This window comes from Flavobacterium limi (genome assembly GCF_010645075.1).
In the GTDB taxonomy this organism is placed as follows: domain Bacteria; phylum Bacteroidota; class Bacteroidia; order Flavobacteriales; family Flavobacteriaceae; genus Flavobacterium; species Flavobacterium limi.
Map to the genome: position 1 here is coordinate 98,748 of NZ_JAADZV010000010.1, position 22,266 is coordinate 121,013.

The following is a 22,266-nucleotide window of genomic DNA, read 5'->3' on the forward strand; positions in this document are numbered from 1 at the left end:
TAATAATTGTTAAATTTTTGATTTCGATTTATCTATTTTTGGACTTGATAAAACCCCAAATTTATATGAAAAAAATAGTGCTTTTGATTATCATATTCATCTGTAGCACATGCGTTAAACAGAATGGAAATGAATATTTCGAACAGATCAAAAAAAATGATGTTGAATTAGCAAAACCAGTTGAAGGAGATTGGCTATACTCTCATAAAGAAAAAGGTCAGAGTTTTGAGCAATTTATAAATTCAAAACATATTGTTCCAACCAGTGAATCCAATATTATTTATATCAGACCTATCGGGAATTTTAACTCTTTACAAAACAAACAAATAGAACTGCTCCGGGAATATCTGGAAATTTTCTTTCAATTAAAAACAAAAACCCTGGAAACGGTTTCTAATGATGTAATTCCCGAGTCTGCACAAAGAATTGGAAATGAAAATAACAAGCAGTTTTTAGCAGGATATATTTTAGACAATGTTTTAAAAAAAGATAAACCTTTAAAAAGAATTGCCCTCATGGGATTGACTGAAGTTGACTTATATCCAAAGCCTGAGTGGAACTTCGTTTTTGGATTAGCCTCTTATCGTGATAAGGTAGGGGTAAGTTCTATTTATAGATTACAGGATGGAAAACTGACTTCTGATAATTTTAATTTATGTCTGTCAAGGCTTCTTAAAATAAGTTCCCATGAAATTGGTCATATGTTTGGTATGCATCATTGTATTCATGCAGATTGTATAATGAATGGAACCAACAGTATGAGTGAAACAGACAGCAGTTCTATAAGATTATGTTCTCTTTGCCAGAGAAAATTAAATTCGGGTATAAAATACGATAATAAAAAAAGACTGGTCGAATTACTAAACTATTTTAAAAGCAATAATCTGACTGAAGAACTCAAACTGATGGAGAAAGATGCTGCTGCTTTTCAATAACATAAAAACAAATATCAATTTTAAGAATGAAAATTTTAGCCATAACAGGCAGTACGAGGCATAATTCGAGTAATTTTAAAATTCTGAAATTTATTTCTGAGCAGATTAACCCATGTTTTGAAGTAGAAATATTTGAAGATCTGACCGAAATCCCTCATTTTAATCCAGATCTTGATACAGATAATCCACCTGAAAATGTGGTTTCATTCAGGAATAAAATTAGAGATGCAGAAGGAGTTATAATCTGTACTCCCGAATATGTTTTTAGTTTGCCGGGAAGCTTAAAAAACGCTCTCGAATGGTGTGTTTCAACTACAATTTTTTCAAATAAAAAGTTGGGACTTATTACAGCTTCTGCATTAGGAGAAATGGCTAATGAGCAACTTTTGTTAATCATGAAGACCCTTGAGGCTAAATTTGAAAAAAATCAGCAGCTATTAATATCCGGTATACGGGGAAAAATAGATGCCGAAGGAAGAATTATCCATAAAGAAACTTTAAAAGCACTTAAAAATTTTCTCTATAACTTTGAGAATCAGTTTTTATAATAAAATTAATTAGTAAAAGCTGATCTTTCTTTAATTCACTTTAAAAAAATTATTTGCCATAAGGGTTTTATTTTTCAAAGTAAAGGTAGTTACCGTTACTTTCATCCCGAAAACGTATAAGAGAATTATTAAGCTCAAACAATTCCCAGCTATAATCTAATTTGTGAAGCAGTAAGTAGTTGTAGCTAAAACTGATTTTGAAATTTCTCACACCGTTTACAACATTGCTTTCCCACTGCCCGGTTTGAGTAACACCTGATTTTGTAGCTATTACAGATTTATCGCTTTTAAAAACAAAAGAATAACCAGCGTATTCTGAAGATTTTTCTACCTTATTATAAAAGCAGGATATACGCCATGAACCCTTTGTTATAATTTCGGTAAAGTCAAAAGTATTTATATTGTTTTCAGGACATTTCTCGATAGCCTCTATAATTGCATTCTCAAATTGAATATTATTAGAAATTGATTTTGTCTGATAATTATAATCTGTAATGGAAATAGGATAGCTTAATGAAATATACTGACTTGGATTTAAGTTTTTGATGAAATTAAAGAAATTCTGGTCATTAGTGATCGAGACAGAACTTGCTGCCTGATTATAACTATTGTAAATATTAATGGTGATAGGATAATTAATGTTTAAACCATTGATTTTAGATAAAAGATCCGGATAAAGGTTCCAGTAATCAATTAATGAATCAAAATCGGTCTGATCGGGAATAAGTTTTTCGATATAATTATAATAAACCATAGTTACCGGAAAATCAATTTTTACAACATCATCATCCGTAGTACTTGCATTGATGTTATTTAGGACTTTTTGATAATCTGCTGTAGTATTTATAGCAATATTCTCGCTATTAACCGTAACTGTATAGGGCAGTTTTATAGTACAATAACTCGACCCGTCAATTAAGTTGTCATGAACCGTTTTTACCATGGCTACTCTTTGCAAATAAGAGGTAAGAGGAGCGTCATTGGTAACAGTCTGCGGACTGGTCTTTTGTTCGTCTGTTTCACTTTGGCAAGATAAAATCATCAAAAGACCAATTATTGATAAAAGTTTTTGGAAGCGCAACATGTTTATATTTTTACAAAGGTAATTAAATTTAGGAATTCTCGTTTTAGCAATTTTTATATCAATTATTATAGATTTGAATATTTGTTCTGATAATAAAATTTTTTACAATAAAAAAAGTTTGGGTTTGATGAGCTGAGTTCAGACAAAATCAGGCTTTAGAATAATTAGTGATACACTCTGCTTATACCTGAATAAAAACAATTTACTCTACATTTACCCTACTTAAATAAAAAGAAATACTTTTGCAAATTCCAAATTGAAAGATTTTACTGCTAATGCCAAATCAAAACCAATCAAATACCTGTGACGAAATAGTGTTTTCGTCCTTTTTTAAAACTCATATAAAAGCACTTCGGAATTTTCTTTTTTACAAATTTGGTAATAAAGATCAGGCAGAAGATGTTGCCCAGGAAGCTTTTATGAAACTTTGGCAAAACTGTTCTTCCGTTCCTCTGGAAAAAGCAAAATCATATATTTATACAATTGCTAATAACAGCACTTTAAATGAAATTGCACATCAGAAAGTCGTTTTACGTTATGAAAAAAACTTCACAACTTTAGACAGAACCAATGAAAGTCCTGAATATATCCTGGAAGAAAAACAATTTCAGGACAAACTTTTGAAAGCTATTGGGAATTTAAACGAAAAACAGCGAGTGGCTTTTTTAATGCATAGAATCGACAAAAAAAAATATAGCGAGATTGCTGTTGAATTAAATATCAGCGTAAAGGCAGTAGAAAAACGCATTCATCTGGCTTTGTTAAGTTTACGTAAAGAAATTGATTTATAAAAAGTAGGGTAAATGTAGCCCTGATTGTTTTACTAATATAGTACGATACAATGAAAAAGAATGATTTGTTAGCTAGATGGCTATGTAATGATTTATCGGAGAAAGAATTAGCTGAATTTGAGGCTGGCCCGGATTTTGAAAAATATCAAAAGATAAAACAATATACTGATCATTTAGAGGTTGATGAACTGGATGAAAATGCTATGTTGTCAAATATCCTTCAACAGAAAAAAATAACTCCGAAAGTGATTCCATTATACAAAAAGTGGGCATTTCGTGCGACAGCTATTTTTGTTTTGGCTTTGGGGATCACTTTTGCGATGAAAAAATTTATACCGGAAACCCAAACAGCCAATTTTGGAGAAAGAACGACTTTTATGTTACCTGATAATTCTGAGGTTGTTCTGAATTCCGGATCTGAAATAAATTATAAAAAATGGAACTGGAACAACAACAGACGCCTTGAACTGGAAGGCGAGGCTTATTTCAAAGTGTCTAAAGGAAGACGTTTTGAAGTTCAGACCAACTTGGGGAAAGTATCTGTTTTAGGGACTCAATTCAATGTCAAAGCGCGAAAAAACAGGTTTGACGTAGTTTGCTATGAAGGCCGCGTTAGAGTAAATTATGCAAATAAACAACTCATTTTGACACACGGACAAAGTGTTACTTTTGAAGACGGAGAACAATTCAGTGCCCTGGTAAAAGCATCAAAACCAGAATGGATGGACAACCAGATTTGTTTTAATAAAGAAAATATTAAAAGTTTGTTAGATGAAGTTCAAAGGCAATACAATATTACAATTGAATTAAATGCAAAAGATACAACTTCATTGTTTACAGGAAAATTGCCTGCTGACGATCTGAACGTAGCGTTACAAATTATAAGTACAACCTATCATTTAGAAGCAAAAAAAGTTTCAGAAAATAAAATAATTTTTGACGAAAAATAGATGTTGCGCCCCAAACAATTTCATTTTTCGTTTTTTTTGTTTTTCCTTGTTTTTGGTCTTTTAGCTCAGGACAAAGGAAAAACAATACTATTGAAAAAAATTCTGTTTGAAATTGAGCAGCGGCATCGTGTAAATTTTAATTATACAGAAGATAATGTAGCAGGTATAAAATTAATTCGTCCCAGAAAATCGCTCTCTTTAGAACAAAAACTACAATATCTTGCTCAAAAAACCAATTTGTCTTTTGAAAATCTGAACAATAAATTTATTAATATTTATAAAAAAGAAACAAATTCTAAAGTAATCTGCGGATATGTTTTTTCCAATATCGACAAAAAGCCTATTGAAAATGCAAATATCCATTTAAATGATGGTACCCAAATTGCTACGGATTCAAATGGTTATTTTGAATTTGAAAAAGGTTTTGAAAATATTTTGTCGATTAGCCATATCGGTTTTATAACCCAAACAATAACAACTGCGAATTTGGATTCTAAAAACTGTTTCAAAGTAATATTAGAACCTGAAATTACAGAACTCGAGGAAATTAAAACCAATGCTATTCTGGCTTCGGGAATTTCGAAAAACAGTGATGGCTCTTTTGAAATTAAACCCAAAAAATTTGGAATTCTTCCCGGACTTATCGAGCCGGATGCTTTGCAGACCATGCAGCAGATTCCGGGCGTAAATAGTCTGGATGAGAGCGTTTCAAGTATTAATGTCCGGGGCGGAACGCATGATCAGAATTTATTTTTGTGGAATGGAATACGAATGTACCAGACGGGACATTTTTTTGGTTTAATATCGGTCTTCAATCCTAATTTGGCACACACCATTTCTATTTATAAAAACGGAAGTTCTGCTTTTTACGGAGAAAGTGTTTCGAGTGTTGTAGCTATTTCTTCCACACCTGAAAACAATGAAAGGAATATGTTTAGTGCCGGGATCAACATGATTAATGCTGATGTTTATGCTAAATATAATCTTTCAAAAAGGAGTTATATTGAAGTTTCAGGGCGAAAATCGATTACTGATTTTGTAGAAACCCCAACCTATAAGGAATATTTTAATAAAGTATTTCAAAATACCACGATTACTGATTTTTCTAAAAGCCAGGATGTAAATTATCAAAGTGACAAAGAATTTGATTTTTATGATGCCACTTTAAAATATGTACAAAAAATAGGAAATAAAGATCAACTGATAGTTGATTTGATTACCATAAAGGACAATTTAAAGGTTTTTCAGAGTGCATCTGTAATTAACCTGCAAAAATCAGAAGAGAATGTTTTACGCCAGCAAAATTATGGTGGAAATATATCGTGGGAACGCAATTGGAATAGCTTCAACACTACTAAAATCAACATTTACAATTCTTCTTATGAGCTTTTGGGGAACCAAAAAACCACAAATGAAGATCAAATGGTTACTCAGGAAAATACTGTTTCCAATAACGGAATAAATTTAGAAAACAATCATATCATTAATTCAACGTTCAGCTTTAATAACGGTTATCAGTTTAACGAAACCGGTATCGTCAATTTAGAACGGGTAATTAATCCTGATTTTTATCGCAAAACGAAAGATGTTTTAAGAACGCATGCTTTAATTCTAGAAGGAAAATATAATGATACAATTTCCAGAATTATATTAAATGCAGGGATGCGGTTAAATTATATTGAAAAATTCAAAAAGTATATTGCTGAACCCCGCATACAAATTAATTATGGTTTTAATGAAAATTTGAATCTGGAGCTGTTGGGAGAATTAAAAAGTCAAAATTCCCAGCAAATTATTGATCTGCAGAAAGATTATTTCGGTATTGAAAAAAGGCGCTGGATTATTTCCAATAATTCGACAATTCCAATTCAGAAAAGCAGACAGCTATCACTGAATTTATTTTATAAAAAGAACGACTGGCTGTTGGATATTGAAAATTTCTACAAAAAAGTAAAAGGAATTACTACTGCGAGTCAGGGCTTTCAGAACCAGTTAGAGTTTGTAAGGACTACCGGGGATTATGAAGTTCTGGGAACAGAGTTTCTGATTCAAAAAAAGATGAATTACTTTCTCACCTGGCTGAGTTATACCTACAACAACAATAATTACCATTTTACCAATTATGAATATCCAAGTTTTCCAAATAATTTCGAATTAAGCCATACAGTTTCGTGGGCCGGAATTTTTGAAAAAAATAATTTCAAAATTGCGCTGGGTACTAAATGGTCATCCGGAAGGCCAAGAACTTCTCCTGATATCTCCAGAATTGATCTTTCAGATCCTGTTTTGGTTTACAATAAACCTAATAATACTAATTTAAGTGTTTTCTCGCAGGTTAACTTTTCCTCAACTTACAAATGGGTAACTGAAAAAGGAATTCAGTATAAATTAGGACTTTCTGTTTTGAATATCCTCAACAGAAAAAATGAAATCAGTGAATATTACAGAATAAGTTCACTTTCTAACTCCATAGAGGAAGTGGAAACATTTTCATTGCAAAGGACTCCAAATCTGAGTTTTAGAGTTTCTTTTTAAACCTTCATTTTTCAAATTAAGAATCTCTCTGTATTTTCTTTCAATTTTTTTTAAAAAAAATATAATTCTTTGGTAGGGTAATCTGTACTAAGGCTGTTTTACTATTGAACCCCTTTAAAAGAATAAAAAATGAAAAAAAAGATAATACTGACAGTTCTTGTGATAGCGCTTTTCGGTGTTTTTGGTTATTGTTACGTCTGGTATGGCGGAGGCAGGGATGTGTCTGCTGAAGATGCTGTTTTTAGTGTTTCTTCAAAAGAGATTATAGCTGAATATGAAGCTGATATTGAAAAATCAAATACAAAATACCTTGAAAAAGCCATTGCTGTTAAAGGAACAGTAAGTAAAATAAATGATAAGCAAATTATTGTAGACAATACAATTGTGTGTGATTTCAAAGAAGCAGATTCTTCCATAAAGGAAGGTCAGGCAGTAACTCTGAAAGGAAGGGTTGTAGGATATGATGACCTGATGGCAGAATTAAAATTAGATGAGTGCTCAGTAGTAAATAATGATTAATTAAATAAAAATGAGGAATTTTTTAGGCTTTATGCTTGTATTTTTTTTGACGGGAAACTTATTTGCCCAAGATGATTTACTAAGTGAACTCGATACTGTGAAATCAAGTGAAAAACAAATTGAAATAGCAGCTTTCAAAGGTTTGCAGATAGCGAATATGCAATCTACAAAATTGCCGGCCAAAGGCGAGTGGTACATGATTGTTTCTCACCGATTTGGAGATTTGTCAGAAGGTTTTAATAATTTTTTCGGACTGGATAACGCCCTGACAAAATTCGGAGGAATTTATGGTGTGACAAACTGGTTAAGCTTCGGAGCTACCAGACATACTTATAATAAAATCTATGAAATAGCCGTCAAATACAAAATGGCCAATCAGGAAGTGAACGGTTTTCCGGTTACAATTGTAGGGTATAATACTATAGATATTAACAGCGGCCTGGAAAAAGAAATATATCCAAACATAAGATTTTCTGATCGTTTGGCTTTTACCACACAATTATTGGTTTCCAGAAAGGTAAACGAAAAGTTTTCGGCAGAAATTGGTTTGATCAATGTTTATAAAAACTTATATGACGATTCTGTTGAACAGCAAAATGTATTTTCTGCAGCAGCAGGATTACGATACAAAATTGCCAAAAGAATGAGTGTTAATCTTGAATATGCCGCCAGGGTAATTACAGACGAGAAAGCGATTGATCCTTATCATAATCCGCTTACTGTTGGCTTGGATATCGAAACCGGCGGACACGTTTTTCAGTTGGTATTCTCCAACAGTCAGCCTATGAATGATGTAGCTGTTTTCTCTACTGCTGCAGGCGACTGGAATAAAGGAAAAGTTTATTTTGGATTTAACATGTACAGATCTTTCTAAAAAATAATTAAAAGATGAAAAAGACCATAATACTATTAATGATATGTGCAGCATTTATAACATCCTGCACGACGAGAACTTACGAAGAAATTTCAGAATCTGAATCGTCAGATTCACCTACTTACACAGCAAATGTTGGACCTGTAATACAGGCAAACTGCGTAGGTTGTCACGCAGCAGGAAGACGATTCCCAACTTTAGAAACGTATGAGCAGGTTAGGGATGCGGCACAAAACGGGAACCTGATTTGCAGGATAGACCAGACTCAATCATGTGGAAGCGTAATGCCTCCCGGTGCGCCTCTTCCGAGAACTACTATAGACATGATTTTACTTTGGCAAAAAGAAGGATATAAAAACTAAAAGACAAATAAAATGAAAATGAAAGAAGTAATAGTAGCAGTATTGTTTTTATTGGTGGGAAATATGGTTTTTTCACAAAAAATGGTAACCAGAACAGGAGAAGTTAAATTCGAAGCATCAATGCCTGCTTTTGAGGAGGTAGCTGCAACAAATAAAACGGCTTCCTGTATTCTTGAAAAGAGTACAGGCGATTTTGTGGCCCTTACTTTAATAAAATCATTCAAATTCAAAGCACCGTTAATGGAAGAGCATTTTAATGAAAATTATATGGAATCTTCCCAATTTCCAAAAGCCACTTTTAAAGGGAAAATTTTAAATTTTGATGCCAAAAAGTTGTCTGCCACAAAAACGGCTTATGACTTAGAGGGTGATTTAACCATTCACGGTGTTACCAAAAAAATAAAAACCAAAATCAATCTTGCGCTAAGCGGAGCAAAAATACTTGCAACGAGTGCAATTTCAGTTAAACCGCAGGATTATAAAATCGAAATCCCAAGTTTGGTTAAAGGTAAAATTGCCGAGAACGTAAAAGTTGCTATGAATTTTGCTTTGGAGGCTAATTAATTGTTTGAAAGATGAAAAAACTATTATTGTTAGCCCTGATTTTATGTTTTTTCCAGAGTAAGGCACAAGACAAAAATGTTTTTGATATTGCCCGAAGCGGAACTTTGACAGAGATTCAAAATCTCCATAAATCAAATCCAGATTTAATCAATTCTCTTAACGAAAGTAAAACAAGTCCTTTGATTTTAGCCTGTTACAGAGGAAATGTTGAGGTTGCCAGATTTTTGATAGAAAACGTAAAAGACATTAATTATAATTCGGATATGGGAACGGCACTTATGGCTGCCACTTACAAAAACCATCCGGAACTGGTAAAATTGTTATTGGATAAAAAAGCAAATCCAGATTCGACTGATGCCAACGGAACAACAGCCTTGTCATTAGCGGTACAATTCAAAAATGAGCCGTTAGTCAAATTACTTTTAGATTATAAAGCCGATAAAACAATTAAAGACAATAAAGAAAAAACAGCATTTGAATATGCTGTTTTTTCTCAAAATGAACAAATTATTAACCTTTTAAAATAATTGATTATGAACAAAATTACCCTTTTAGGACTTTTAATAATTAGTATGAGCAGTTTTGCTCAGCAAAAATCGACCGGAGACATTACTTTGTCTACAAATATGACGGCAAATTTAACATTAAATAATACTACTCAAAAAGTAACATTAAAGCTTACTGGGCCTAAGGACAGATGGTTTGCGTTACAATTTGGAAGCTTTGGATCGGGTGGAGGAATGGAAACTGGTGAAGATTTTGTCTATGCTAGCGGAACGACACTGGTAGACGGGAGTCATGCCGGATATGCTCAATTCCCTAATACAGATGCTTTGCAAAGCTGGACATTAATTTCAGACACAGGAACTTCTGCTGCTTCTCCCTCAACTAGAACCATAACTGCAGAACGAAATTTATCAACAGGTGACGCAAACGATTATACCTTTAATTACGCTAATTCCACTATTGATTTTGCCTGGGCACGAAGAAGTACTGCCGGGTACGGGTTAAACAATCATGGAGGAAGTAATCGCGGATACAATGTAAGTGTCCCTCTCTCCGCCACTTTAGGTGTAAATGATTTTAGTTTGAAAACTTCAGCTATTTATCCTAATCCGTCAAATGGCAATTTTAGTATTGAAACCAATACAGGTTTAGATAAAATAAATGTATACTCTCAAACAGGAACATTGGTTGAAACCATTAACGTTGAAGGAAAATCTGAAACTGTGGAAGTATCGTTAAAAAGTTTACAGACAGGAGTTTATCTAATTGAATTGCAAAATGATCAGGAAAAAACCTGGAAAAAAATTATTATTAATTAGTTGAGAAGCTGTACATCAGACAGCAAAATTAAAGATTGTTTAGTAAGCGCCAAATGTATTTACCAAATAGGTAAGTATGTTTGGCGTTTTTTTGTTTTCCATATAATTGAGTTTGTTTTGAGAAATGCAATTATGATATTTGAAGTTTAATCTCATAAAATGCATTATTTTTGTCCTTCAATCAATTTTTGAAAAACATATGGAAAATTCTGTTTCAAGTAAAGAGTTTCTTTTTGGAGAGGAAATTCAGTGGGAAGTAGTTGGAGAAGGCGTAAAACGCAAAATTTTAGCCTTTGATAATCGTGTTATGCTTGTAAATGTATATTTTGAAACAGGGGCAATTGGTGCCCTGCACGAACATTATCATACTCAGGTTACTTATGTAGCAAAAGGCAAATTTGATGTTACGATAAACGGAGTAACAAAATTACTGAAGGAAGGAGATAGTTTTTATATTCCGCCACACGCAATTCATGGTGTTTTGTGCGTAGAAGAAGGAATGCTGACAGATGTTTTTAGTCCTATGCGCGAAGATTTCATGAAGTATTAAAATCAGAAGAATCAACAAAACTTTGAATTAACTGGGTTGTAATTTTGAAAAATTTATATATTTTTTAAAGTTTTGCTAAACATTAGATTGGTATTTTTGCAACATGAATTTATCCAGAACGAATGTATTGTTTATGGCAGTTTGCACTGGTCTTATAGTTGCAAATCTTTACTACTGCCAGCCCTTGATAGTTTTAATTGCAAACGAATTTAAAATTCCGGAAGCCAATGCCGGAACCATAACCTATCTCACACAGGCAGGATATGCTTTAGGGCTGTTTTTTATGGTTCCGTTGGGAGATAAAATCGAAAGAAAAAAACAAATCTTAATCACCACTTTTGCTTCTGTAATAGCATTGATAATTGCGGCTACAGCTAAAAGTTTCTTCATATTACAAATAGCTTCCCTGCTAATCGGAATCACTTCAATAGTGCCACAGCTTATTTTACCTTTGGCCGCGTCATTAAGCGGCCAGGAACAAAGAGGAAAAGTTATCGGAACGATAATGAGTGGCTTATTAGTTGGTATTTTACTTTCCAGGACTTTAAGCGGTTTTATTGGACAGTTTTTAGGCTGGAGGTCGATGTTTTATATCGCTGCCGGAATTTGTCTTTTAATCTTTTTTGTCATTCAGAATAAATTTCCTGTCAATAAACCTCAGTTTGAAGGATCTTATGGCAAGTTGATCCAGTCGCTTTTTACATTAATTAAAACACAGCCTGTCTTGCGAGAAGCTACTTTAATCAATGTGTTCAGCTTTGCTCAGTTTGGAGCTTTCTGGACCACTATGGTTTTATTGCTTTCCGGAGAGCCATTCAATTTTAACAGTGCTACAATAGGTCTGTTTGGAATCGTAGGAGCTTCAGGAGCTTTGGCAGCTCCATTAGTTGGAAAAATGGGCGATAAAGGAGGTTCAAGGGTAGCAGTTGGTTACGGTTGTTTATTGATACTGATTAGCTTTTTAGTTTTTTATTTTTCAGTAGGAAGTGTTATCGGAATTGCGATTGGAATTGTATTTATTGACATCGGTATTCAGGGTGTTCATATTTCAAATCAAACCCGTGTTTATTCTTTACTTCCTGAAGCCAGAAACAGATTAAATACCGTTTTTATGTCATTTAGTTTTCTGGGAACTGCAGCCGGATCTGCATATGGATTGTTATTGTGGAAATTGGGAGGCTGGCACGCTGTAACTATAGGCTGTGTTGGACTTTCAATATTGGCATTAACAGTGTACGGACTTACTTATAAATCAAAATCTAAAAAATAGAAAGCATAATTTGATAAAAAATTAATTTGTAAATTTGCGTTCAATTAAAAAATAACAACAATGGAAAACGGAATATACGCTAAATTCAACACTACTAAAGGTTCGATTTTAGTAAAATTAGCACATGAGTTAGCACCAGGAACTGTAGGGAATTTTGTAGCGCTTGCAGAAGGAAATATGGAAAACAGAGTCAAACCTCAGGGACAAAAATTCTATGACGGACTAACTTTTCACAGAGTAATTCCTGATTTTATGATTCAGGGAGGCTGTCCTAAAGGAACAGGAATGGGAGATCCGGGATATAAATTTGATGATGAATTTCACCCAAGCTTAAAGCATGATCGTCCGGGAATCTTGTCGATGGCTAATTCAGGACCGGGAAGTAATGGATCTCAATTTTTCATTACACACGTTCCAACTTCATGGTTAGATAATAAGCATTCAGTTTTTGGACATGTTATTGAAGGTCAGGATGTAGTTGACGCAGTTGCTCAGGGAGATGCTCTTGAAACATTAGAAATCATCAGAGTAGGTGAGGAAGCTCAAAAATGGAACGCTATCGAGGCTTTTATTGCTTTAAAAGGTGCACGCTTAAAAAGAGAAGCAGCTTTGAAAGCAGAATCTGAAGCAAAAATGGAGCAATTAGCTGCCGGATTTGACAAAACTGAAAGCGGTTTACGTTACAAAATGATTCAAAAAGGAAACGGTAAAAAAGCAGAAGCCGGAAAAACAGTTTCTGTGCACTACGAAGGATCTTTAGAGAACGGAAAAGTTTTTGATTCTTCTTACCCAAGAAAAAAACCAATCGAGTTTAGATTAGGTCAGGGTCAGGTTATCGAAGGATGGGATGAAGGTATTGCTTTATTACAAGTAGGAGACAAAGCTCGTTTTGTAATTCCGTCTGATTTGGCATATGGACCATCAGGTGCAGGAGGTGTTATTCCTCCACATGCAACTTTAATTTTTGATGTAGAATTAATGGATGTAAAATAAGACTTTTAGGTACATTTCTATTAGTTAAAATAATGTCCCATTCGGTTTCCGGATGGGATTTTTGTTTATGAATAAAAAAACACCTTCATTGATGAGGTGTTTTAGAAATTAAGGATTGGATACAGAAGTATTGTTTACTTCAATTATTTTTAATGTTTTTATTCCGGCAGGTAATTCCCAATCAACCTGATCATTTTCTTTAAAACCAATGATCGCAACGCTTAAAGGAGCTAAAACCGATATTTTTCTTTCTTTTATATCTGATAAAGAGGGCAGGACAATTTGAATTTTCATCTGTTTATTTGCTTTCACATCTTTAATTGTTACATGCGAATTGATTCGGATAATTGAATTGTCAAAAATACTTTCTTCACTGATAATGGCACGGTCCAGTTCTTGTGAAAGCAGTCCTGCTTCTTTGGAATTTGTGTCATTTTTACTTTTTAGTATCAATTCTCGTAAGAACTGATACTCTTTTTTGCAGAAAACAGGTGTTGGTTTCATATTATTATTATTATTATTATTATTATTATTATTATTATTATTATTATTATTGATAATCAATTTTTTATGTTAAATGCCGGATTGCATAATATGCAAATTGAAATCTGTATTTCGAGTTTTGGTTGTGTGGAAATAGTTATTTTATTTGAAGGAAAGAATCCCTCAAATAGAAATACATATTAAAACTGGGTAAAAATCCTCCGCCTGAAAGAAGAAAATGAAATAGACGGAGGCCTAATTAATAAAGGCCTTATTGTGTGAAATAATTACAGCCACAATTGGTTTCCTAATAGGAAACAGTAATGCAGAAGCTATAAATAATATAATATTCACCATTTTAAATGTCAGAACAGTAAAGATAAACAAAAATGGCTTAATAATTTACTTCCATTTAATATTACACCCTATACTTGGTTTTTGAGTCTCGTTTAAACTTCTGTTGTAAATCAGAGCATCAATGGCACTTCGTAAATCGTTTCCGCTTAACGGAATTCCATTTCCGGGTCTTGAATCATCTAACTGACCTCTGTAAAATAAGCGGTTTTGATTATCAAATAAATAAAAATCTGGCGTACAAGCCGCATCGTAAGCTTTTGCCACTTCCTGAGTTTCATCAAATAAATATGGAAAATCTATCCTGTTTTTTAAAGCAAATTCGGCCATCATTTCAGGGGAATCTTCGGGGTATTTTTCTATATCATTACTTGAAATAGTAATGATTCCAATTCCCTGAACCCGATAATCATTGGCAATCATAACTATTTCTTTGATTACATGAAGCACAAAAGGGCAGTGATTGCACATAAAAATGACAAGTGTGCCTTTTGATCCTTTTAAATCTTCAAAAGAATATTCATTATTTGAATTGCTATCTTTTAAACAGAAGTTGGGAGCAATAGTTCCAAGCGGAATCATATTTGAAGGAGTTCGTGCCATTTTTTTAAAGAATTAGTACTCAAAAATAACTTTTAATTCTGTAAAAGAAAGTACACGTCAAAAAAAAACACCCAAAGAAATTTTAATAAAATTAAAGTTCTCTGGGTATCAATTTAAATTTTTATGCATTTAAGAAATTGAGTAAGTCCTGATTTAACCTGTCTTTTTCTGTATAAAATAATCCGTGCGGTGCTCCTTCGTAAATGATGAAAGTATTGTTGGCTATGGCTTCAGCAGTTTTTTGTGAACTCACTTCAATTGGAACATTCTTGTCATCGTCTCCATGAATAATCAAAGTAGGAACTTTTATGGTATGCAGTTCATCTCTAAAATCAGTATTATTTAATGAATCAGCACATTCCAGTGTCGCTCTTGGCGAAGCTGCCGAACATAAATTTCTATAATATTCAAGCAGAGGTGTGCTCAATGGTTTGTTGATGATATTAACACCAAAAAAGGTTTTTCCAAAATTTTCAAGGAATCCTATTCTATCCTCTCTAATAGTTGCGGCAGTTGCTTCACTTTTTTCTTTAGGTCGCCCTTCCGGATTGTCATCAGTTTTTAATAAAAAAGGAATTATGGATGAAATCAAAGCTGCTTTTGTAACGCCTTTTCCATTGTATCGGCTAAAATAGCGAACCACTTCTCCTCCTCCCATAGAAAAGCCTACAAGTGTAACATTTTCTAATTGAAGCTGCTCAATAATTTCACTTAAATCGTCTGTCATAGTATCGTAATCATAACCATCCCAAGGCTGTGAAGATTTACCAAAACCACGGCGATCATAGGCGATTACCCTAAAGTTATTCTGAACTAAAAATTCAATTTGATATTCCCACATTTCGTTTGAAAGAGGCCATCCGTGAATCAAAATTACAGGTTTTCCTTTACCGTAATCCCTTACATATAATTTTACATTTTGTGCAGTTTCAATGTATTTATCGGTGTTTTGAAGTTGAATATCAAAATCTGAATCTCTAAGAGATGTATTGGTGTGTGTTAGACTATTTTCCATATCTGTATTTTTTAGTTGGCTAATAACTTGAACTGTAAAATTAAAGGCAGTGCTAAAAAAAAGGGTTATAGAATTGGTGTAATTTAATTACAAAATTAATAGGTTTGCAAAAAAAACGTTGATAGTAAGCAAAATGGATTTAACCTGGAACGAATTTGAAAGAACAGATATACGTGTTGGAACCATAATTGATATTAATGATTTTCCAGAAGCGAGAAAACCGGCTTATCAGCTTACGATTGATTTTGGTTCCGAAATTGGTGTCCGAAAATCATCGGCACAAATTACAAAACGGTATCAAAAACAAGATTTACTTAATCGTCAAATTGTAGCTGTTGTAAATTTTCCTAAAAAACAAATCGGGAAATTTATGAGCGAATGTCTTGTATTAGGTGCTGTAGGAGAGGAGGGAGATGTAATTTTATTAGCTCCTGATTTTAAAATAGAAAATGGTCTTCGAATAGGATAATAGTTTTCAGCCGCAGTATGTAAACTGAAACTGAAAACTCTTAAAGTTATTTTATTTGATTTATCAACTTTTGCAAAATCAACTGTCCTTCTTCCCAATATTTCAGATCAGAATCAGAGTTGATGTGTCCTTGCCGACCAACATTTACAAAATCACTTCCCCATTTTTCAGCAAAAAACTTTTTCCTATCGAAAGAGGCATAAGGGTCATTTTCACTTGCAATTACAATTGAAGGGAATGGCAATTGATAAAGAGGCATTGGTGAAAAATTTCGAATAACATCTGGAGTATGCTCCGGCGAATCAACATCAGCGGGAGCAACTAATAAGGCACCGATTATATTTTTGTTAGAATTGGTTTCTGCCCAATGTAAAACCAAAGAAACAGCGAGACTATGAGCAACTAAAATCGTTGGATTTTCAAGTTTTGAAACTTCTTCGTTTAAACGTGCAATCCAATCTTCCCGAACTGGCTCATCCCAGTTGTCCTGTATTAAGCGAATTGAATTTTTGAATTTTTCATGCCAAAAGGTTTGCCAGTGTTTGTCGCCTGAATTTCCAAGTCCGGGTAAAATTAATAGTTGTGTTTCCATTGCCGTGGATTTTTTAAATAATTATTTTTTAGGTTGTTTTTCTTTTATAATGCGATTTACTTCATTTACAAGTAATGGAAACCCGGGTTCAGTCATACCATGACCGTAGCCGTCCAATTCAAAAAGTTTAATTTCTTTATGTCCTGCAAGTTTCATCATACGTTTCATATAAGCGTTTTCTTCATATCGGCCTAACATTTCGAGCTCTCGGTCTCCTGTTATAAACAAAACAGGCGGAGCATCGGCACGAACATGAAATAAAGGAGCAAAAGCATCAATTGTAGGCTGTTTTTCCGGAATTCCGTTTTCTCGTCTAATTTCAAAATGTGTAATGCATTGACTGCTAAACGGAACTAATCCCGCAATTTTATTCGCATCAATTTTTTCTTTCTGAAGCCATTTTTTATCCAGTCCAGTCATTAATGTCAGATAAGCGCCTGCAGAGTGTCCTGAAACAAAAATTGAGGAAATATCGCCTCCGTAACCTGCAATGTTATTAAAAGCCCAGGCAATAGCCGCTGCTGCATCTTCAATACATTTAGCGGCTTTTACTTTTGGGGATAATCTGTAATTAACCCCAATAATAGCAAAGCCTTTGTTTTTTAATGCTTCAGGGATTTCTTTGCTGCCACCGGTTAATCCGCCTCCGTGAAACCAGACTATCGTAGCGAAGCCCTTGGTGTTTTTTGGATAATAGATGTCTAAAACACATCTTTCATTAATATAAGAATCAGATTTATTGGTTGCTGCGTTGTAATATTGAATATTTTCTTTTACCTCATATTCTGACTTTTGAGCGAAAGATGAAAATCCAATAATAAACAAACCAATTAAAAGCACTATTTTCTTCATAATATAATTTTTATTCAATTTTAAAATCACCTTCTAAACCATTTTCTGCATGCGAAGCAATCCAGACTTTAAAATTACCCGGTTCTGTTTTTAGTTCCATTTTATCATTATAAAAAGCAAGGTCTGAAACAAGAATTGAAAAGTTTACCGTTTTAGATTCTTTAGGCTTTAATTCGATTTGTACAAAATCTTTGAGTTCCCTGACAGGTCTCACAATGCTTCCTGTAATATCACGAACGTATAATTGAACCGTTTCTGTTCCTGTATGGTTCCCTGTATTGGTAATAACAGCAGAAACGTTTAATTTTTCGCTGTTATTATTTTTTAGAACTGTTTTTTCGATTTTTAAATTTTCATAGGAGAAAGTGGTATAACTCAATCCAAATCCAAAAGGAAACTGAGGTTCATAACCGACATCCAGATAGTGTGAATTATTACCTAAAGAACTTTGCCAGGCTTCAACAGGGATATCCTGAATTGCTACAAAAGTTTGTGGGTCTGCAGGTCTTCCTGTATTTGGATGATTATAGTAGATAGGGATCTGACCTACTTCTTTTGGCCATGTTACAGGTAGTTTTCCCGATGGATTTACAATTCCCAATAAAATATCTGAAATTGCAGGACCAGCCATTGTCCCCGGATGCCAGGCCATAATAACAGCATGTGTTTTTGATAAAACAGCTCCCAAAGTAATTGGCCTTCCCGCCATTACGATTAATACAATTGGTTTTCCTGTTTTTTGTAATTCAGCTATTAATTTTTCCTGTAAACCAGGTAAGTTAATGTTGGCTCGGGAATGTGCTTCGCCAGAAAGAATCGCTTCTTCACCTCCAAAAAATAAAATAATATCTGATTTTTTAGCTGCTTCTATTGCCGATGCAAATCCTTCTTCTGATAACGATCGGCTGTGGGAAAGCGCTGAAGCATAAAATACATTATCGTTTCCAAAACTATTTTGTAATGCTTTCAGCGGAGTTTGAGAATCTTGTTTGTTGCCGTCAAAAATCCATGTTCCCAATTGTTCTCTTGGAGCATCAGCCAATGGGCCAATCACCGCTATTTTTTGATTGGATTTCAAAGGCAAAATCTGATTTTCATTTTTTAATAAAACACAGCTTTTACTAGCTGCATTTCTGGCAGTTTGTAAAGCATCAGCGTTTAGTAATGAAAATTTTTCACGGTCTTTAAAATATGGGTTTTCAAAAACTCCGGCTCTGAATTTTATTCTCAAAATGTTACGTACCATTTCGTCTAATTGCTTTTCAGAAATTTTCTTTTCAGCAATCAGTGTTTTTAAATGATTGGCATAAGATAAACTGGTCATTTCCATATCAAGTCCGGCTGATGCAGATTTAAATGCAGCATCTTTTTCATCAGAAGCAAAACCGTGAGCAATCATTTCGGTTACTGAATTCCAGTCACTCACAACAAAACCGTCATATTTCCATTCTTCACGTAAAATTTTTTTAAGCAAAAAACTGTTTCCTGAAGCCGGAATTCCGTTGAGGTCATTAAAAGAACTCATAAAAGTTGCTGCTCCGGATTTTGCTGCAGCTTCAAAAGGTTTTAAATAGATGTTGCGGAGTAATGATTCTGACATACTCACAGTATTATAATCTCTTCCTCCTTCTGCAGCGCCGTAAGCAGCAAAATGTTTCGCACAGGCTAAGATCTGCCCGGGAACAGAAGGGTCATTGCCCTGAAATCCATTAATATATGCTGTTCCTAATCTTGATGCCAGCAGGGGATCTTCACCCGGAGATTCTGCTATTCTTCCCCAGCGTGCATCCCTGGTAATATCAACCATTGGTGCATATGTCCAGTTGATGCATCTTGAATAGGATTCATTAGCTGCAATTTTTGATGTTTTTTCAACTAATTCCATGTCCCAAGATGCAGCTAATCCTAACGGAATTGGGAAAATAGTTTTGTAACCGTGAATAACATCCCGGCCAAACAATAGCGGAATGTGAGTTGGGCTTTCTTCTACTGCAATTTTTTGTATTTGAAGAACAAGATCAGGATCAGTCAGATTTAAAATGGCGCCAACTAATCCCATTCGTACTTCTTTTTTAAGTTCGTCAGACAATCCTTTGCTGCGACTGGAAGTTCCTTTTAAGCATGCCTGGCCGATTTTTTGTTCTAAAGTCATGCTTTTTATAACCTTGTCTATCTTTTTTTCAATATTTAAATCTGATTTTTGGCTGTATGATATTGAACTTATCAATAGAAAAAATAATAAACGATAAAATAATCTTGTGGTTAATGTTTTCAAGGTTAGTAGTTTTAAAAACTTAAATATATAAAAAAAGTCCAAAATGCTGAACATATTGGACTCGTACTTTTTTGAAAAGTTATATTATGGACTAAATATCGTCAAAATCAATATCTGTAAAACTTGATCTTTGTTCTTCAGCTTTATCAGAACTATATTCTTTTTTAAAATCCTTTTGATGTCTTTCAGATATTACTTCTTCGCCTTTGTGGTTCAGAACATAAGAAGTCATTTCGTCTAAAATTTCAGCAAAAGAGCTAAAATCTTCCTTGTACAAATAGATTTTGTGTTTTTTAAAATGAAAAGAACCATCCTCTTCAGTAAATTTTTTGCTTTCAGTAATCGTGATATAATAATCGTCAGCTTTTGTAGCTCTCACATCAAAGAAATAAGTTCTTCTTCCTGCTCGTAATACTTTAGAAAAAATCTCTTCTTTTTCTAACATGTCGTTTTCTCTCATAATACGTTCTATCATTTTGGAATTAATAGTAACCAAAAATCATAAAAAAATATCTATTACGCAACATTTAAAGTAATTCTTTTTCCGAAAGTTGTTTTAAATATAATGCTGAATAGTACCCTTCCTGATTTATTAATTGATTATGAGAGCCTTGTTGTATAATTTTGCCATCTTCAAGAATGATAATTTTATCAGCATTTTTGGCTGATGAAACGCGATGGCTGACAATTATAGTTGTTTTGTCTAGACAAATTTCAAATAAATTATTCAAAATTGTTTCTTCGGTTTCCGTGTCAACAGCCGACAGACAATCATCAAAAAGTAAAATAGCAGGATTTTTAATAATCGCTCTTGCAATAGATACACGCTGTTTTTGTCCACCTGAAAGTGTGATTCCTCTTTCACCTAAAATAGTATCATATTGTTTATTGAATGCGATGATATTATCATGGACTACAGCACTTTTGGCAGCTGCAATCACTTCGTCATCTGTTGCATTCTGATTACCGAATTTGATATTGTTTTTAATGGTGTCGGAAAACAAAAAAGCATCCTGAGGTACAATTCCGATGTTGTTTCTAAGGTCATTTAAGTTTAAAGTGCTGATTTCATTTTCATCAATTGTAATTTTTCCTTCGGTAACATCGTATAAACGTGAAATTAAAGATAATATAGTTGATTTTCCTGATCCTGTTTTTCCTAAAATAGCCAGCGTTTCACCTTTTTTGACAGTGAAAGTGACATTTTTTAAAGCTTCAATATTGGTGTCCTCATAAGTAAAACTTACATTTTCAAAAGCAATTGAACCCTGAATATCGGATGAATTGAGGTTGGTATTTTTGATCTCAGGTTCAATTTTTAAAAATTCATTTAAACGTTTTTGAGAAGCTTCGGCCTCCTGAACCATTGATGAAACCCAGCCTAAGGAAGCAACAGGCCAGGTAAGCATATTGACGTATAAAATAAATTCGGCAATGGTTCCGATATTTGGGATGCTTCCGTTGATATACATAACGCCTCCAAAATAGATTACAACCAGATTACTGATTCCGATAAGGGCAATCATCAAAGGGCCAAACAGCGATTGAACTCTCGCCAGGCTTAAACTTTTGCTTTTGCTTTCGTCAGACAAGGCAATCATGTTGTTCTGGTGCTGATTTTCCAACGAATAAGCCTTGATAACTCTGATTCCTGAAAATATTTCCTGGGTAAAACTGGAAACTTTCGATAGGTATTGTTGGAAGGTAGTACTGCGTTTATTGATTTCAGAACTCAGCTTAAAAATACAATACGACAAAACAGGCAAGGGTAACAGTGTATACAAGGTTAATAGCGGAGAAACATTATACATATATATGATAACGATTGCAAAACGTATAAATGTATTGATCGTGTACATTACTGCAGGGCCAACATACATACGTACCTTTGAAACATCTTCACTAATACGGTTCATTAAATCTCCTGTTCGGTTTTGTTTGTAGAAATTCTGGGAAAGATTCTGATATTGACTAAAAACCTCATTTTTTAAATCAAATTCAATATGACGCGACATTACAATCAAAGTCTGCCGCATTAAAAAGGTTAAAAATCCGGCAATAATTGCACTGCCTATGATTAACAGTACGTTATGAACTAAGTCCTGTTTGTAATATCCAACAATTATCGAAGACTTTTGATCTGCATCAGATAATTTTAAAAATTTTTCAATAGTATCAAAAGACTGGCTTACCAGTTTCGGAGTAAATAAGAAAAATATTTGTGCGATTATGGTGATTAAAATTCCAAAAGAAAAACTGTATTTGTACTTAATGAAATATTTGTTTAAATAGCTTAATTCTTTCATTTTTTTAAGAAATGTAA

At 33.6% G+C, this 22,266-nt stretch carries 24 protein-coding genes; 15 read left to right on the forward strand and 9 right to left on the reverse strand.

All coding sequences use genetic code 11. The features are described 5' to 3' along the window. Positions 1–65 precede the first annotated feature (65 nt). Both GXM16_RS18725 and GXM16_RS18730 read left to right on the forward strand, forming a co-directional pair. On the forward strand, positions 66–935 hold the full coding sequence (locus tag GXM16_RS18725; RefSeq protein ID WP_163396020.1) for an archaemetzincin: 870 nt from the start codon (positions 66–68) through the stop codon (positions 933–935). Positions 936–961: 26 nt separating this feature from the next. Then, positions 962–1,483, forward strand: coding sequence for an NADPH-dependent FMN reductase (locus tag GXM16_RS18730; protein WP_167519879.1), 522 nt, complete (start codon positions 962–964; stop codon positions 1,481–1,483). A gap of 67 nt (positions 1,484–1,550) precedes the next feature. Here GXM16_RS18730 and GXM16_RS18735 read toward each other — a convergent pair whose 3' ends face one another. After that, a complete protein-coding gene (locus tag GXM16_RS18735; RefSeq protein WP_229684387.1) occupies positions 1,551–2,525 on the reverse strand; it encodes a hypothetical protein in 975 nt (324 codons plus the stop codon). A gap of 317 nt (positions 2,526–2,842) precedes the next feature. Between GXM16_RS18735 and GXM16_RS18740 the strand changes: the two genes are divergently transcribed. From GXM16_RS18740 to GXM16_RS18795, 12 genes are all read left to right on the forward strand, one after another. Beyond that, entirely contained in the window at positions 2,843–3,358 is a 516-nt protein-coding gene (locus tag GXM16_RS18740) for an RNA polymerase sigma factor (protein WP_163396022.1), read from the forward strand. 50 nt (positions 3,359–3,408) lie between these two features. Further along, positions 3,409–4,308: a FecR family protein gene (locus tag GXM16_RS18745; RefSeq protein ID WP_163396023.1), complete on the forward strand. Its 900-nt coding sequence runs from the start codon at positions 3,409–3,411 to the stop codon at positions 4,306–4,308. A gap of 90 nt (positions 4,309–4,398) precedes the next feature. Beyond that, positions 4,399–6,843: a TonB-dependent receptor gene (locus tag GXM16_RS18750; protein WP_229684388.1), complete on the forward strand. Its 2,445-nt coding sequence runs from the start codon at positions 4,399–4,401 to the stop codon at positions 6,841–6,843. Positions 6,844–6,972: 129 nt separating this feature from the next. Then, the gene (locus GXM16_RS18755) at positions 6,973–7,362 is read left to right on the forward strand and encodes an OB-fold protein (protein ID WP_163396025.1); all 390 of its coding nucleotides are present in this window, start codon (positions 6,973–6,975) and stop codon (positions 7,360–7,362) included. A 10-nt stretch (positions 7,363–7,372) separates the two neighbouring features. Continuing rightward, complete coding sequence (locus GXM16_RS18760) at positions 7,373–8,236, forward strand: DUF5777 family beta-barrel protein (protein ID WP_163396026.1); 864 nt, start codon at positions 7,373–7,375, stop codon at positions 8,234–8,236. Positions 8,237–8,250: 14 nt separating this feature from the next. Then, positions 8,251–8,598: a hypothetical protein gene (locus GXM16_RS18765; protein WP_163396027.1), complete on the forward strand. Its 348-nt coding sequence runs from the start codon at positions 8,251–8,253 to the stop codon at positions 8,596–8,598. A 12-nt stretch (positions 8,599–8,610) separates the two neighbouring features. Then, positions 8,611–9,162, forward strand: a complete 552-nt coding sequence (locus GXM16_RS18770) for a YceI family protein (protein WP_229684389.1) — start codon at positions 8,611–8,613, stop codon at positions 9,160–9,162. Positions 9,163–9,173: 11 nt separating this feature from the next. Then, entirely contained in the window at positions 9,174–9,689 is a 516-nt protein-coding gene (locus GXM16_RS18775; RefSeq protein ID WP_163396028.1) for an ankyrin repeat domain-containing protein, read from the forward strand. Positions 9,690–9,695: 6 nt separating this feature from the next. Then, the gene (locus GXM16_RS18780) at positions 9,696–10,487 is read left to right on the forward strand and encodes a T9SS type A sorting domain-containing protein (protein ID WP_163396029.1); all 792 of its coding nucleotides are present in this window, start codon (positions 9,696–9,698) and stop codon (positions 10,485–10,487) included. 199 nt (positions 10,488–10,686) lie between these two features. Further along, entirely contained in the window at positions 10,687–11,037 is a 351-nt protein-coding gene (locus GXM16_RS18785) for a cupin domain-containing protein (protein WP_163396030.1), read from the forward strand. Positions 11,038–11,140: 103 nt separating this feature from the next. After that, entirely contained in the window at positions 11,141–12,307 is a 1,167-nt protein-coding gene (locus GXM16_RS18790) for an MFS transporter (RefSeq protein WP_163396031.1), read from the forward strand. 60 nt (positions 12,308–12,367) lie between these two features. After that, the gene (locus GXM16_RS18795; protein ID WP_163396032.1) at positions 12,368–13,300 is read left to right on the forward strand and encodes a peptidylprolyl isomerase; all 933 of its coding nucleotides are present in this window, start codon (positions 12,368–12,370) and stop codon (positions 13,298–13,300) included. Between the two features lie 108 nt (positions 13,301–13,408). Here GXM16_RS18795 and GXM16_RS18800 read toward each other — a convergent pair whose 3' ends face one another. The 3 genes from GXM16_RS18800 to GXM16_RS18810 all read right to left on the reverse strand — a co-directional run bounded on the left by GXM16_RS18800 (position 13,409) and on the right by GXM16_RS18810 (position 15,755). Then, positions 13,409–13,804: a GreA/GreB family elongation factor gene (locus tag GXM16_RS18800; protein ID WP_163396033.1), complete on the reverse strand. Its 396-nt coding sequence runs from the start codon at positions 13,802–13,804 to the stop codon at positions 13,409–13,411. A 381-nt stretch (positions 13,805–14,185) separates the two neighbouring features. Beyond that, the gene (locus GXM16_RS18805) at positions 14,186–14,740 is read right to left on the reverse strand and encodes a thioredoxin family protein (RefSeq protein ID WP_163396034.1); all 555 of its coding nucleotides are present in this window, start codon (positions 14,738–14,740) and stop codon (positions 14,186–14,188) included. A 121-nt stretch (positions 14,741–14,861) separates the two neighbouring features. Beyond that, the gene (locus GXM16_RS18810) at positions 14,862–15,755 is read right to left on the reverse strand and encodes an alpha/beta fold hydrolase (RefSeq protein WP_163396035.1); all 894 of its coding nucleotides are present in this window, start codon (positions 15,753–15,755) and stop codon (positions 14,862–14,864) included. Between the two features lie 133 nt (positions 15,756–15,888). Here GXM16_RS18810 and GXM16_RS18815 point away from each other — a divergent pair, with 133 nt between their 5' ends. Then, positions 15,889–16,224 (forward strand): tRNA-binding protein, encoded by a 336-nt coding sequence (locus GXM16_RS18815; RefSeq protein ID WP_163396036.1) that lies wholly within the window; start codon positions 15,889–15,891, stop codon positions 16,222–16,224. Positions 16,225–16,270: 46 nt separating this feature from the next. Here the strand turns inward: GXM16_RS18815 and GXM16_RS18820 are convergent, their stop codons facing one another. From GXM16_RS18820 to GXM16_RS18840, 5 genes are all read right to left on the reverse strand, one after another. Further along, entirely contained in the window at positions 16,271–16,816 is a 546-nt protein-coding gene (locus tag GXM16_RS18820) for an RBBP9/YdeN family alpha/beta hydrolase (protein ID WP_163396037.1), read from the reverse strand. 21 nt (positions 16,817–16,837) lie between these two features. Next, positions 16,838–17,668 (reverse strand): alpha/beta hydrolase, encoded by an 831-nt coding sequence (locus GXM16_RS18825; protein WP_163396038.1) that lies wholly within the window; start codon positions 17,666–17,668, stop codon positions 16,838–16,840. 10 nt (positions 17,669–17,678) lie between these two features. Next, on the reverse strand, positions 17,679–19,820 hold the full coding sequence (locus tag GXM16_RS18830) for a glycoside hydrolase family 3 N-terminal domain-containing protein (protein WP_208797400.1): 2,142 nt from the start codon (positions 19,818–19,820) through the stop codon (positions 17,679–17,681). A gap of 214 nt (positions 19,821–20,034) precedes the next feature. Then, positions 20,035–20,403, reverse strand: a complete 369-nt coding sequence (locus GXM16_RS18835; RefSeq protein ID WP_163396095.1) for a PUR family DNA/RNA-binding protein — start codon at positions 20,401–20,403, stop codon at positions 20,035–20,037. 67 nt (positions 20,404–20,470) lie between these two features. Continuing rightward, the gene (locus GXM16_RS18840; protein ID WP_163396040.1) at positions 20,471–22,249 is read right to left on the reverse strand and encodes an ABC transporter ATP-binding protein; all 1,779 of its coding nucleotides are present in this window, start codon (positions 22,247–22,249) and stop codon (positions 20,471–20,473) included. Positions 22,250–22,266: the final 17 nt, after the last annotated feature.